The organism is Mesorhizobium sp. WSM4817 (assembly GCF_055811135.1).
Genome location: NZ_JBVVQQ010000060.1, coordinates 1 through 14,353, shown reverse-complemented (window position 1 = coordinate 14,353; position 14,353 = coordinate 1). Strand labels below are relative to the sequence as shown.

Below are 14,353 nucleotides of genomic sequence, written 5' to 3'. Positions count from 1 at the left end.
AATGCCGTCACCCCACTGGAATGCCGAAACTACATCGAAAACGCAGGCTACAAGTCAACCTAAATGCGAAAGGCTCTCTAGAATTGGACCAGGCCGTCAGATCTGCCGTCTTTCTTCAGTCATTTCCTGATCTCGGAAAGTCAAATATTCATGACGCCGCCATTACGGAATTGTAATCAGCTCGTGGAACCTTTTGACGAAAATTTGCATACTCTTTGCAAAACGAGATCGCGACAATGATATGCTGTTCGGAATTGGATATCGAACGAAATCTGAGCTTCAGCACGTAAGAAGCAGGCTTATTTCGCTCAATCACCACACAGCAAATAAGGTCGGAGGCAATAGCAATGGCACGAAAAGCGTTCATCATGGTTGAAGGCCATCCGAGGGGAAATGGCCTTTTATACGTCCAAGCGGCGCAACGTCTCGGGCTTCATCCAATTACCCTTTCAGCCGACCCTGCTCGATACGACTATCTTGCCGCGGAAGGGATTGAGGTCGTCCGTGTCGACACAGACAATCTCGATGCACTGATCCGCGAATGTTCCAAGTTACATGCGAACTATGAAATTGGAGGCATTACGGGAGCCTTGGATGCGGTCTATGCGACAGTTGGCAAGCTCTGCCGGCATTTCGACTTACCAGGACCGAACCCTACATCGATAGAGCAGTGCTGCGACAAATTCACTCAACGTCTACTCCTCGCCAAGGCCGGTGTTGCGGTACCTGTTTATCGTTTGGCCGCGAATGCGACGGACATAGAAAGCGCTGCCGCAGAGATCGGTCTGCCCGTCATTCTCAAGCCAGCCGCGGGCAGCGGCAGCCGCGGTGTCCGCTTGTGCGACAACGCCGATGAATTGGCCGAGCATTCGACCTATTTGCTGAGCGGCAAACATGTGTGGCGGTCCTCGCCGAGGATACTGGTCGAAGAATTCGCACAAGGCTCCCATTATAGCGTTGAGACAATGGGAAATGAGGTCATTGGGATTGCCACCGCTGATTTCGGCCACCCACCGCATTTTGTGTGTCGTGAATGTACCTACTCGCCACTCCTGAGCAGTGAAGAACATGAGCGCATCGTCAATATTTCGCTGAGTTGCCTACGAGCTCTCGGCCTTGGCTGGGGACCAACAAACATCGAAATCGTGTGGACGGAGCGTGGCCCAGTCGTCATTGAAGTCAATCCGCGTCTTGCCGGTACGCCTACTCCTCAACTGGTTCAGTTGGCTTACGGTGTCGATCTCATCACCGAGCACATCAAGCTCGTCATCGGCAACAAATGGAATCTGCGCAAAAAGCATTCGCGTGTTGCGGCCACGCGGTACTTGGCTGCTGATAGCGATGGCATCCTCGATTGGATCCGTGGCGATAGTCAGGCGGCTGCTCTACCGGGTATCGCTGAGGTCAAATTTTATGTTCAACCGAAGACACCGATCGTCAGGAAAGGGGACATCGGAGACTGTATCGGGCACATCATCGCCGTTTCAGCCAGCCTTGATGAGACCCGCACGATACTTCAGGATGCGGTTGACCTGATCGAATGGTCAATCACACCACCTCCGCCTAGTCTTCAACAGGAAGGATTGGTGGCCCTTACCTCCCCCCGCACCGACTCAGGTGGCGACAGGTAGGCCGTGATTGTCGCCGAACACTTGCACGACTGAGAGCATGCCATACAGGTCGCCCGTTTTCCGTTGTTGCAGCTCAGTGCGATCGAAAACAAAGCATCCACCACGGGCTATTCCGCTCGAGCGAGACCTCCGCCTGATGGATCTTGGTAATGCTGCGGCGGGCCGTTGGTCACCGCCGGCATTTGGCAGCGCGGACAGGCCCTGCCGTAGCACCTCGGGTGCCATACCTTCAGGACTACTGGGCGCCGCCTAGTCTAATCGTCCGGTCCGGCATCGCTCTGCGCGCCGGACGACGACCTTTGGTCTTATCCGCGGCTGACGACATGGGCGGAGCAAGCCATACAGCACACGCTGGACTTCTTTTGCCTGCCGCGCGCCGACAAGCATCTGAAGACGCATGAACATGCTCGAGCTCCTCAACGAGGAAATCAGGCGCACCTATGTCGTGCGTATCTTCCCAAACGCCGAAAGCTGCCTGCACCTCGTCAGGCGCTGGCCGTCGAAACCAACGAAAACTGGATGGAGGCCAACCGCTACATCAACATGGACGACCTGCGCGAGCACAAGAAGCTCGCGTTGCGCCAAGCCGCCTGACCAGCTTCATACCGCCCCCATTTTGCTGATGGGGTTGTCTAATCGCAGTTGGGGCGTCAAGCCTGAAGTACGCTGCCGGTCCATGGTTGTCTTCGCGGTCGACATTGGTCGCCGCATGATGGAGCTTCGCGGGAGCGAGCCCTCAATGTGGACGACGCATTTTGCTGAGACAGCGGTGCAACCCCATCAGCGGAATGGCTCGGCTCACGTCCCGGCAGGGACGCCTCAGGCGTTCAGAGTCTGAACGCTATCCGGTTTTACGCTGTGGCTCCCGCATTCGGATTAAAGAGCTCACCGGTTTTAGCATCGTGTGCATTATCACCGCCAGTTTGCGCGCCACTGCCACAGCAGCTCTTTTGAAGCCGATCCTCTCCCGCAGTTGAAGTCCCCATGTGCGCAGAGTGCTCTCGGTTGAGCTACGCGTCAGAATGACCGACGCTGCTTCATAGAGAAGCCCTCGCAAATGGCGGTCGCCGCGTCGGGATATATGGCCATCATAGTCGACTTCTCCGGATTGGTAGCGGCGCGTCGTCAGGCCTATCCAGGCGCCATCAGATCGGGATTCTTGAAGTTGCCCGGATCTTCAATGGGCAGTGGCGAACGAGGTTGCGGTGATAGCGCCGATGCCAGGAATCGACATGAGTATGCAGCATGCTTGGCTCTGACGTGCATCCGCGACGAGCTGACGCCCAAGCTCGGCGGCACGGATGCGAATGCCGCGCCAGGCCTCCAAAATCGGCAGCACGATAGGAGCAAGTTCCTCGATAAGAAGGCGCCGAACGTTCTTCTTGAACGTGGTCCCCTTACCTGCAGGAACGAGCAGGCCGAACGTTTTCATGATTCCACGAATCTGGCTAGAAAGTTCGGTGGTGATCCGAACCAGCCGCGTGCGTCCCGCCACGAGCGTGCGGGTCAGCATGCTGTCGAATCCTTTCACCCGCGCCTCACGGAACATCGACACGTCGAGACCGATATATTCTTCCATGGCTCCATTCGATGCTTGGGCCCGGCGACGAGTCGTGAGCCCGTACTTTCATCTTATCGGGGAACAGCCACCCTCCAAAGCTATGATTGGTTTCCGAGGGTGCGTCGCTCCCGCGATTACCCCATGTGGATGCCAGCTTTCTCCGACGGCATCGCAATGTGCCAAGTTTGTGGTGTTAGCGCCACGCAAAGGAGAGGCAGACAATCCATGGAAATGGTTACCATCATCGGGGTCGACCTTGCAAAGAACGTCTTTCAGCTGCACGGAGCGGCAGAAGACGGCTCTCTCGTGTTCAGCAGAAAGCTGTTGCGCCTGCAGTTTTGCAAGTTCATGGCGAGTCAACCGGCATGTGTCGTGGCGATGGAAGCGTGCGACAGCTCCCACACTGGGCCCGTCAGATGGCTCGGCTTGGCCATGAGCCAAGACTGATTGCCCCGGGCTATGTCAAACCGTTCATCAAGCGGCAGAAGAACGACGTCGCAGATGCGGAGGCGATCGTCGAAGCAGCGCAACAACCGACAATGCGCTTTGTCGAACGAAGACCAAGGAGCAGCAGTCCCGGGCTATCGTGTTTCGCGTCAGAGAGCAGTTTGTGAATCAGTGAATTGGTGTTGCGCTGCGCGCGCACCTCTATGAGTTCGGTTATGTTGCTCCGCAGGCATCGGCCACCTGCCACGTCTGGCAGAAATCGTGGAGGACGATAGCGCAGAACTGCCGGATTTGGTCCGCGACATCTGCAGCGCTCTCCTTGACCAGATCGACCAGTTGAGCAGCCGGCTCGCGGCACACGCTGTCCAAGCAGGCTGCAACATCTCGGCGCTTGCAAACCATGCCCGGTGTCGCCCCTATCCATTGAAACCTTTGCGCCGCCGATGGAGGCCTTCGAGTGCGGTCGCGATTTCGCCGCCTGGCTCGGGCTGGTCCCTCGGCAGAAGTCGAGCGGCGGCAAGCAACGACTAGGAAGGCATCGAAGATGGGTGGTTTGATGGGCATCTCGGAGGCGCACGCCCGACGGTTCCTGGCTTGCCCGCTTGATGTTGAAGAAACCGCGCATGCTGGTGGCAATCGCGCTGGCCAACAAGATGGCGCGTGACATCTGGGCCATGCTGACGAAACAGGAGGACTACCGGGATCCGGCGACGGTGCCTGCGTGATTTGCAACAACCCACCTGAGACCGGGACGTCGGGATGTGAGGAAGGCATGAACTGCATGGGCAAATAATCGATCAGATCGGGGTCAGGAAAACCAGAGCCAAGGTGAGAGCCCACGCAAGCTCGCTTTGCTGATTTGGACCTGATCCGCGCATCACCATACCGGCCCGCGGCATATGGGACGGCCGCAAATCAAGGCCTGACACATGACCGCACTCGATCACATGTCCAATGCTTCAGGTTCTTCCTTGCAAAACGGCTGGCATCCGCACAAGAACTTGACGCACATACCCCGCATCTACAGCCCCTGACCCCTGATGAATATTGAGTTAGCGGCTCGCTGCCGCTCATCGGACCAGGGATGCCTCATATTCGGCTTCTGTTCGTCAGCTCCCGGGCCGGATCATCTCCCGCGGCAATTCAGTACGAAAACCGACCTAGGGGGCACCGGTTCCGAAATAGCGTATGTGGGCAACATCGAGGATTCGATTGACTAAGCTCGAGAAGCTGTATCCGGCTGTCGTTGCAGCGCGGAGATAAGCCGCGCCGCTATCCAACGCCGGCATGGAGTTTATCTCAAGGACAAACGGCTGGCCGGAGCCGTCTATCCGGAGGTCAATACGCGCGTAATCCTGGCAATGGCACGCACGGAAGGTCGCAATCGAAACATCGCGCATCACCGCCTCCAGCTCGCTCCCGAGTTGCGCCGGGCAAGCCGTCCCTGGCGCCGCGACCGCCATGGTCTTCTGTTCGAAAGTATAAAGACGCGTTTCGCGTTCACCGAAGTCACGTTCCACCATAGGCAACACCTCCGGCTCTTGGTTTCCCAGAAGCGCGACATAAACTTCCCGCCCCTCAATATATTCCTCCACGAGCGCATCTTGCGCATACTGCGTGACGATCATTTCTACAGCCGACCTTAATCGTGCAGGCTCATGTACGAGTCGCAATCCCAAGCTGTTGGATTCGTGACGCGGCTTCACCACCACTGGGAATCGTAGGTCGCCCGTACTCTCGGTCCCGCGACGCATCACCCGAAAGTTCGGCGTCGGCACTCCAAGCCCGCGAATGACCCTCTTGGTGATCACCTTGTCGAGCGCCAGCGCATGCCCTAGGGGACTCGATCCGGTGTACGGAACGCCCGCCATCTCGAGCATGGCCGGAACGTGGCTGAAACGGCACTCGCCCTGAATTCCTCCCGCCCAGTTGAACACCATCCCAGAGGGGCGGCCTTGCGGATTGGGGGGCATGAATCGCTCAAGTGTTGGGATCAGTCCTTTATCACCGTTGCACAGCAGCGTCTCGTGGCCGCGTTCTTGCAGCGCCGCCACCATACTTTCGACTGTTTCGCGATCGTTATCCACGGGGCCAACTTGACCGAACCGGTTAATCACGCCCGCTTGATCATGGCTCCACACGACGGCTACCTTCATGAAACTCTCCTGGATGTTTTGTCTGCTTTCACTTCGTTCCATGACAGATTGACCAGGCGCACCCCGCGCCGTCGGCGCGGTTTGGCGAACCACCGGCAGGTTGCTCCCCTGCGCAAGCGTATCGCTCGGCTCTTCGGGGCCACTAGTCTGAACGGCGAGATTCGACTCTGACTCTGTGAATCCGCCCTGCACCGGAACACTCCTTTAGTCCTACTGCGCCGGATCTGCCGACGAGTATTTAGATGAGGGCCCGACGCCTGAAGACATGGAAGACCCTCACACCCTTGGCAGGTCTTCAGCGGGATCGACGCTCTTCTTGTCATTGCCTGCGCCCGCGTTGCTGCTGCACGGGCCCGAGCTGGGTTCTCTGATCTCAGCTTTGTGGTGAAACGTACCATTGTTAGTGATCTGCGGGCGCAAAGGTTCTGTGAAGTTATATGAAGTGTCTTGGCGATACGATGCGAGACATCTTCACGAAATTTCGAAGATTGCGATTTGGAAGGAGCGCGTCGATGTTGGATAATGTGGGAAAGATCGATCCCGGATCCAGTAGTGCTGACAGACCGGTTCAATCTTCGTGGTGAGAGGAGATTGAGTGTCGGAGCTTTTCAAGTTGTCAGGTTTGGTAGCACATAATTGTCCGCTTCAGTTTTGCGTGGGAGTGGTTCACGCGGCTTGCCCTGTGGCAGGGCTCTTAGATTTTGGTGCCATCGGGGATCCATTGAGCAATGGGCGGGCGCCGTAAAAGAACGCGAGCGTGTCATCCGGGTAGTGCCTCATCTTAACCGTAGCTTTGACGCAGTGATGCCGGATCGGACTCTGCGGCAGTTGCAATCGTAGCCGCGCGAATGCGATCGTGTTGGCGCGGGTAACAACGCGCTTTTCCTCGATGCAACAGGACCTCGGCCAACTGTTCCGGGGCTGCGACGGCAAAGGCGCTGTCCTCGACCGCGGCCGGCGTGGCGAAGCGGGCATTGTGGGCCGGCAAATACATAGATCTGCGCGAAGGAGAGGTTGGCGTTTTGTGCGGTCGCCGATAGCGGTGTTGCGCATCTTGACCTGCTTGAGACCGTTGCGCTGGATGGCTATGTGCGGGGTGACTCGGCGCCAGCGCAGGTCGCCAACGAAACCATGACGTCATACAACTTATCCGCGCGCGGGGCTGATGCGATGTTTGCTTTGCCGCCGGTCGAACACGCCAAGCGTCGCTTCCCGCTCTTCCTTGCCGGTGGAGTGCGTCAACGTTATCGACCGCCAGCCCGCAGCGGTTGTCCATCCGCACATGGCCCATGACGCACAGGCGGCTAGGATGGCCGGTCTCGCAAGTTGCGCTCATCATTGCGCCTTGGGGCGTCGAGATCGCCCGAACCGTCCTTCGGGTGGAAGCTCTTCATCGAGCCCTGGCATTGTTCAGCGTATCGTCCCGAGAAAAATGCTCGCTCGACGACAGAAGCTTACTCACCCGCTTGAGCCCCCAATCAGTTCGCCAAAAACTCACGCGCGACAACGGCTTGAAACAGCCGCTCGCGATTGTGGGAAAACCGTCGCATTGCCATGCCGGCGCATCAAGCGGCAGGTCCACGACCAGCTAAACAGCAGATTGTAATCAATCTGCTCCAGCAGTTGCCGTTCCGAAAGAACCGAAAAAACGCTTGCAGCAGGGTTGCCTGTAGTAACATCTCCGGGGATCGACAGCCGTCGCCTGCCCGAATAGAGCGCCTCGAAACCGCCATCCAAACGACCAAGCACTTCATCGCATGATCGCTGGATAGCCCGCAAAGGAAGACCCAAAGAAATGCGCTTCTCTAACGGAACATAGCTAAAAGACTTTGATCCTTCACCACGACCACGCATCCAAACCATTTCGTTGGCCAGCGGAAGTAATCAACGCCGTCGACGCCGTTCAAAGTAGATTTGACAGACGGTGTCATAGGTAAGCGAAGCCGGAGCGAAAAAGCGCTCGCGCAGAGCCCGCTTGTGGTTGCGGAACCAAAGGAGTCGTCCATAGCGGACGCATACCGCCGCTCGCTGGCGTGGACGATGAATAGTCAACCCGCTTGTTCAGCCTACTCGATTGGCGTCCGGCGGTTGTGGCTCTCGGCCAGGTGAACGGAGAGCAGTCTCCAGCGAAGCCAAATCGACATTGTGTCGACTTCGTCGGGCCATGCGATCAGCATTACTCATTTGCTTCAGCCAAACAGCTGAAAACTGCCACAAAAGATGTATCCATCGCCACTTCCGACCAGTTGGCACGAGTCTTGATACCTCGTTTGCGACTGGGCAGCATGTGCGGACGGCGGCGCCGCCGAAGGTTATCATCCATCCCCAAATAGAGGAACACCCATGAATACTCCCGATCAGCAGACGGCACTGCAGCAAGCCACGCGCAACCAGAATGAGCGGGTCCTTATACCGGCACAGATACGTGGCCGATGAGGACGCACACTATCGTGTCTGCTGGGTGCCCGTGAAGGTCAGCGCAGAAGAGAAAAGGGGATTGTGATGAAGCTACTGACCACTCGGTGGCGAAACTGGGTTAGAATACGATATGGGATGCGAGCGCCTGCAGATGCGATCGAGGTTCCCGGCGCTCTTTCCCATTGCCAGATCAAGCAAGTGGCCGATGAGCCGGTATTCCGGCTGAACGGCTCACCCCTGACTTCCCCCAACGGTGGGTGTTTGGCCTCAACCGAGGTACACCGGAAATTTGAAAACGGGTATTCTAGCATGTTGCTCTGACGACTAGCAGGCCAGATCGCAGTGCCTGCTTTCACGATCGCGGTCATCGCCTGAAACAGCAGTTGCTACGGGAACTTGGCAATTCGCTTCCGGAGCCGGACAATAACAGAGCTTTGTATCTACTAGACCAAAAGGACCACTGCCGAATGACAAGATTAGCCCTCACAGGCGACAGCATCATCCAAAGGCGATTAAACAGTAGGAGCGACCCAGATCTTATTCCGTTGTTCGATTTGGTTCGTGACGCCGATGCTGCCTTCACCAATCTCGAAGTCCTGCCCAATGATTATCGTGGTGACCCTGCGTTTGACAGCGGAGGATCACATTTCGGCGCACCGGCCTGGATCCTTGACGAATTAATGGAGGCCGGCTTTGACATGTTCGCCACGTCGACCAATCACAGCATGGACTATAGCATTTCCGGCCTCGAATATGCCCTTGAGGAGCTAGATCGCCGACATCTTTGTCACGCCGGTTGCGGTCGGAATCTTGAGGACGCTAGACAGGTTTCCTATCTCACAACGCCATCAGCAACGATAGGAATGGTTGCGTGTGCCTCGACTTTCGCCAGAGGGCAGCAGGCGAGTAGGCAGACGAGGGCAATGCAAGGCAGGCCTGGTCTGAATCCGCTTCGCGTGGAGAGCATATATGAAGTCTCGCAAGAGCAGCTCGACCAAATAAAGAGCGTCGCTCTTGATTTGGGGATCGAGCAACTTCGGCGCCTTGACATCGACCTCGGTTTTGCCTTTGAGGCGCCAACTGACACCTTTCCATTGAATGGGATGAACTTCCGGGCAGGTTCTCAGCCCAGGCATGTCCAAAAGCCGAACAAGCAGGACCTTGTCGAAATCTTGCGATGGGTCGAAGAAGCGCGACGTATGTCTGACATAACATTGGTTAGCATACATGCGCATGAGCAGGGAAGGACGGAAGATGAGCCTGCTGAATTTGTTTCAGAATTTGCGTACGCATGTATAGATGCCGGAGCCGATCTAATTGTGGGTCATGGACCACACATTTTGAGAGGCCTTGCTTTCTACAAGACGAAACCGATATTCTACAGCCTTGGAAATTTTATCGGCCAAAATGAGTTGGTACAGCGCCTGCCGGCAGATTCATACGATTTCTTCCGAGTAGAAGAAGCTCTTACGCCCGGAGCGCTTTATCAAAAACGCACCGATAGCGACCGTATCGGATTTCCTGCACATCATCGATATTGGCAGACGGTATTGCCAATCTGCGAATTTCAAGACCATGAACTCGTCTCTTTGACTGTTCACCCAGTCTCACTGGGTCTCGGCGAAGGCTTTCATCGCCGGGGCAGGCCGAGGCTAGCTTCAGGTGAAGAGGCATCGGTCATCCTCGAACGGTTCGCAGCCCTCTCCCGGCCGTTTGGGACCAAACTAGACATGAATGCGGAGGCCTGTAGCCTGACTTCTAAATACCATATACCATCTTAGACGTTACGTCGTTATGTCGCACAACCCCCAAAGCTCACCGCTAGCCGGCTCTTTCCTATGGACCGCATGTTGCGTCATCATCATCCCTTATTTCGTCATTCGAAGATCCTCATTAAGCTGTAAGGAAGCGCTGTTGGTCGAGTTGTTCCTTGGTGCGCACGCGGGCCGCCCGAAGAAGTAGTGCTCGATCTGGACGCCACCGACAACTCCTGCACGGCAATCAGGAGGGACGGTTCTTCCATGGCTATTACGGCCTCTACTGCTTCTGCCGCTCTACGTCTTCCGCGGCAATCACTAGTTATGCGCCAAGGTGCGGCCTGCCACCATTGACGCCGCCGCCGGCTCAATCGTGGAGATCGAGCGCATGGTGTGCCACTGCGCGGCCGCTGGGCCCGCATCGTGCTGCGCGCCCATTCCGGCTTAGCCCGTGAAGACCTGATGCTTGGTGCGAGACCAACGCGTCTCCGATCTGTTCGGGTTGCTCGCAATGTCCGGCTGGTCCGGCACATTGCGGCCGAGCTGGAGCAGACCTGTGACAACCCGCAGAAGTTGGAACCGCCGGCGCCCGGTCGTGGCCAAGCCGGAGTGGACGGCAAGGCGAGGCCAATCCGCGCTTCCTCGCCACCTCGCTCGACGCCAAGGTCTGGCCGGCACGGAGCCTCTATGAGGAGCTCTACTGTGCCCGCGGCGAGATGGAGAACCGCATCAAGGAATGCCAGCTCGACCTGTTCGCCGACCGCACCTCGGCGGCCACCATGTACGCCAAGCACCTCAGGTTCTGGTTCGCGTCAATGGCCTATGTGTTGATCTGCGCACTGCGCCGCATCGGCTTAGCCGATACCCGCCTCGCCCGGGCAAGCTGCGCCCGCCTCAAGCTGTTCAAGTGATGGGCGCCCTCGTCAGCATCTCGGTGCGCCGCATCAAGCTGGCCATGAACTCCGCCTGCCCGTTCCAGCGCAATCGGCTCTCACATACGCCACGTTATCGGCAGCCGCTTAAGCGCCCCGCCTCCACCCAACCCGTCAACAGTAACGAGCACCCAACCATAACAACCCGCGTGGCGATTGCTCTTGCCTGCACTCACCCCCATGCAAAAGCCCGGCAACACATCCTCGCCGGAATACAGTGTGAGATATCCGGACTAACGGACGTGATGCACTAGGCGCGGCGGAGGAATTTCGACAGACGCTGACCGATGCCGGTTTTCATGCGTTCAAAACCCATATTGTATCCGGCAATTTGGTAGGACCTCTTCCTGAGCTTGGGAACGCGCAGTTCGAATCCCGATCCGATACCGTTGCCGGTGAGCCAGCCGCAGCAAGGTCTTCTCGCCATCGCCGGCGCCGATGGCCGCCCACCTGCAGTTCCATCAGCCGCTCGGCGGCAAAGCCGATCATCTCGCGCAGGAGATCGAACATCCGGGTCGTTTCCGCCGCGCCGGTATGCCACCAGCGTAGGGCGGCACGCGCTTCGGCCGAAGAGGAACGCAGTGATCACACTCGTATCCTTTCTATGTCCGAATCATCTTCAATTCTTCACAGATCTATATCACTGACTAAACAAGGAAACAGTAATTTCACGCATATCAACTTGCAACTGCTTTCAACTAGCTTCATTACTCAGCAACCGTTCGACGTTCTGGGCGACTCATTGGCGTGAGAGGCGAAGTGATCGATCCAATGTAGCATTCAAACAAGCTTCGCACGGTGCACGACTGGCGGAGATTCTTGTCCCTCAGGCGCACCGCTGACGGCGGCCGGGAACCCCACCGGTCGCCCGGCTCAGTGCCGTGGTGAATGGCCAAATCGCAAAGCCTGCCCGTCCCGGCGACCTAAGTCGACGCAAGTGCGCGAAGAACACGGGGACCATATCACCGTCTCCCTGTTTCAACAGTTCAGTGGGGCACGACTTTTGCGGGTGATTTTTTCCCGCGTCAACCCAGAACTCTTGGCCTAGACCTCGAGCTCACCAACCTAGGAACGCTTGTCATGTCGTCGTTTTCGATCGTGAACCCGAAAATTGATCCTGCGCGAGGTCCAACTGCGCTGAAGCCCGATGGTAGCATCGATTACAACGATCGAGTGGAGATTGGACCGACGGATGTCGCCTTCTCCGAGTGGGCAGCGCTGGGGCTTACTCCGCCCAATCTGCAGCGGATGCGCAAGAGACGCCTGGATCGAATCGTCCAACAACTGCACCAGCGGGACTATGCGGGTGTCCTCTGCTTCGACCCACTAAACATCCGATATGCCACAGACTCATCAAACATGCACATCTGGATTATGCACAATCCCTCGCGTGCCGTGTTCGTATCAGCGGATGGGTACGTCGTTCTTTGGGACTTTCACCGTTGCAGCCATCTGTCAACCTACCTCCCGTTGATCAATGAAATTCGCGATGGCGGTGCTGGATTTTACTACTTCGTTGCCGGCGACGAAGTAGAGGCAATCGCAAAGGAATTTGCCGGGCAGGTCGATGAACTGCTGCGTCGATCTGGAGGCAAGAATCGGCGTCTCGCCATCGATAAGATTGAGATTCCAGGTCTACGCGCCCTAGATGCCCTCGGCATTGACGTCTGCAACGGGATGCAGCTTATGGAACATGCCAGGGTGATCAAAGAAATTGACGAAATTAATGCGATGCGCTGTTCTATTGCAACATGCGAAATTGCAGTCGCCAAGATGCGGGACCGTCTGCAGCCAGGGATCGCCGAGACCGAATTGTGGTCCGTCCTTCATGCCGAGAACATCGCACGCGGCGGCGAATGGATTGAAACCCGCATCCTAACCTCCGGTCCCCGTACGAATCCGTGGATGCAGGAGGCCGGGCCACGTCGGATTGTATCGGGAGACCTTGTCGCCTTCGACACCGATATGATAGGGCCTTATGGTATGTGTGCCGATTTCTCCCGGACCTGGTATTGTGGCGACGGCCGGCCAACCGATGAACAGCGAAGGCTGCACGCGATTGCGTATGAACATGTGATGACTAACATGGCGATGCTGAAGCCTGGGGTGTCTTTCACCGAACTTACGGAACGCAGCCATAAGCTTCCTGCGGAATTCGTCGAGCAGCGCTACGGCGTGATGATGCACGGTATTGGCCTTTGCGACGAGTATCCTGCGATCCTCTACCCGGAAGACTTCATTTCTGGAGCATTCGACTATGTACTCGAACCCGGGATGACTTTGTGCGTGGAGGCGTACATCGGCGCTGTTGGGGGGTGTCAAGGCGTGAAACTGGAGGAGCAGCTGCTGGTCACTGAAAGTGGTCTCGAAAATCTCACAAAATGTCCTTTTGACACGGTTTTGATGGGCTAGCTTATGGATTGTAACTGAACATGTGAATGTTGGCCCTTGGTATCATATCAGGTCTGATTTCGACGTGATTTGTGTCCTGCTGGGCGGGTGAAGCAACAGTCGCGGCGCGGAGCCTTGTCATAGGGAGCGCAAGGAACGGCGCGGATTGAAGGTGGTGGCGAACTCGGCCGCTTCCTGACGGTGGATTTGAGAGTGCGGCCCAGCGGTGTTGTTGCTCGGTGTGCCACAGATCGATTTGAAGGCAGTGCGCCGGCACGATGTATTCACAGGTTCCCACCAGCGGCGCAACTAACGCCAAGAGGAAAAGCTGCGGGCAGTTGCGAAGACCTAGCAGGTTGTTGAAGAAGTGCTGGCGCGGTTGTTGGAGCGTGATTCACTGCTCCCCGATGATTTGGGGACTGTGGCCGCGCGGATTGAACGAACCGGCGGGTTCGCTGTTTCCCTATATGGATGTTGAGGCGGTTCGTAGCGATCTTTCCGCTTCGTCATACGGGAGATCGTGAACGCGGCTCTTGCATGATGGATGGCGATCTTGCGGTGCTTGTCCGCTTGGGCTCGGGCCGGCCCTCGTTCGCGCCCCACGAATTCGCCTTCGGCTGCGTCACCGGGCAGATCTTCGGGGGCCGAGCGCAATCACGTCGTCTTCTCCTGGCAAGGTGACGACGAATTCGACGAAGCCCAAGGCGCCGGCTGGGCCGACATCCAACCAGATGGCTCCGTCATGGGCCAAATCTGCTTCCATAACGGTGATGAAGCCGACTTCATCGCCCGCAAGTCGACTTCTTCAACAGATGGGGTGAATGGGGTCTCGCCCGAGCCAAATTGAGGGCGGCTGCTCCTGTCGAGATTTGAGAATGTGGTCGATGTAGATCGCCACAAACATCAGGAGGTGGCGAGACGCTAGCCCGATGTTCGCGCCTTCCGCGCCTTGTCTGCTAGACTAGAGCGGGATGAATTGAGTCTGAATCGAAGGGGATTCCCGAAGGCGAGCAAATCTGATTCAACCTGCTGGCTGGGTCAGGAGGCCGGCATGGATGGG

Annotated in this window: 5 protein-coding genes and 5 pseudogenes; 6 read left to right on the top strand and 4 right to left on the bottom strand. The window is 57.0% G+C overall.

Annotation, left to right across the window (positions count from 1 at the left end):
* The first annotated feature begins 347 nt into the window (after positions 1-347).
* Together AC0L2K_RS34235 and AC0L2K_RS34230 are read left to right on the top strand one after the other, a co-directional pair.
* Complete coding sequence (locus AC0L2K_RS34235) at positions 348-1,631, top strand: ATP-grasp domain-containing protein (protein WP_473533565.1); 1,284 nt, start codon at positions 348-350, stop codon at positions 1,629-1,631.
* Positions 1,632-1,931: 300 nt separating this feature from the next.
* Positions 1,932-2,225, top strand: a pseudogene (locus AC0L2K_RS34230) (transposase); the annotation flags it as partial.
* A gap of 257 nt (positions 2,226-2,482) precedes the next feature.
* Here the strand turns inward: AC0L2K_RS34230 and AC0L2K_RS34225 are convergent.
* Positions 2,483-3,189 (bottom strand): annotated as a pseudogene (locus AC0L2K_RS34225) (IS110 family RNA-guided transposase); the annotation flags it as partial.
* Between the two features lie 228 nt (positions 3,190-3,417).
* Between AC0L2K_RS34225 and AC0L2K_RS34220 the strand changes: the two are divergent.
* Positions 3,418-4,169: pseudogene (locus AC0L2K_RS34220) on the top strand (IS110 family RNA-guided transposase); the annotation flags it as partial.
* A gap of 630 nt (positions 4,170-4,799) precedes the next feature.
* Here the strand turns inward: AC0L2K_RS34220 and AC0L2K_RS34215 are convergent.
* Positions 4,800-5,795 (bottom strand): D-alanine--D-alanine ligase family protein, encoded by a 996-nt coding sequence (locus tag AC0L2K_RS34215; protein WP_473533564.1) that lies wholly within the window; start codon positions 5,793-5,795, stop codon positions 4,800-4,802.
* 1,494 nt (positions 5,796-7,289) lie between these two features.
* A complete protein-coding gene (locus AC0L2K_RS34210) occupies positions 7,290-7,649 on the bottom strand; it encodes a transposase (RefSeq protein ID WP_473533563.1) in 360 nt (119 codons plus the stop codon).
* 1,031 nt (positions 7,650-8,680) lie between these two features.
* Here AC0L2K_RS34210 and AC0L2K_RS34205 point away from each other — a divergent pair.
* Together AC0L2K_RS34205 and AC0L2K_RS34200 are read left to right on the top strand one after the other, a co-directional pair.
* Positions 8,681-9,994: a CapA family protein gene (locus AC0L2K_RS34205; protein WP_473533562.1), complete on the top strand. Its 1,314-nt coding sequence runs from the start codon at positions 8,681-8,683 to the stop codon at positions 9,992-9,994.
* 124 nt (positions 9,995-10,118) lie between these two features.
* Positions 10,119-10,993: pseudogene (locus AC0L2K_RS34200) on the top strand (IS1380 family transposase); the annotation flags it as partial.
* A gap of 243 nt (positions 10,994-11,236) precedes the next feature.
* Here the strand turns inward: AC0L2K_RS34200 and AC0L2K_RS34195 are convergent.
* Positions 11,237-11,412, bottom strand: a pseudogene (locus tag AC0L2K_RS34195) (IS256 family transposase); the annotation flags it as partial.
* A gap of 570 nt (positions 11,413-11,982) precedes the next feature.
* Between AC0L2K_RS34195 and dddP the strand changes: the two are divergent.
* Complete coding sequence (gene dddP / locus AC0L2K_RS34190) at positions 11,983-13,314, top strand: dimethylsulfonioproprionate lyase DddP (protein WP_473533561.1); 1,332 nt, start codon at positions 11,983-11,985, stop codon at positions 13,312-13,314.
* Positions 13,315-14,353 lie beyond the last annotated feature (1,039 nt).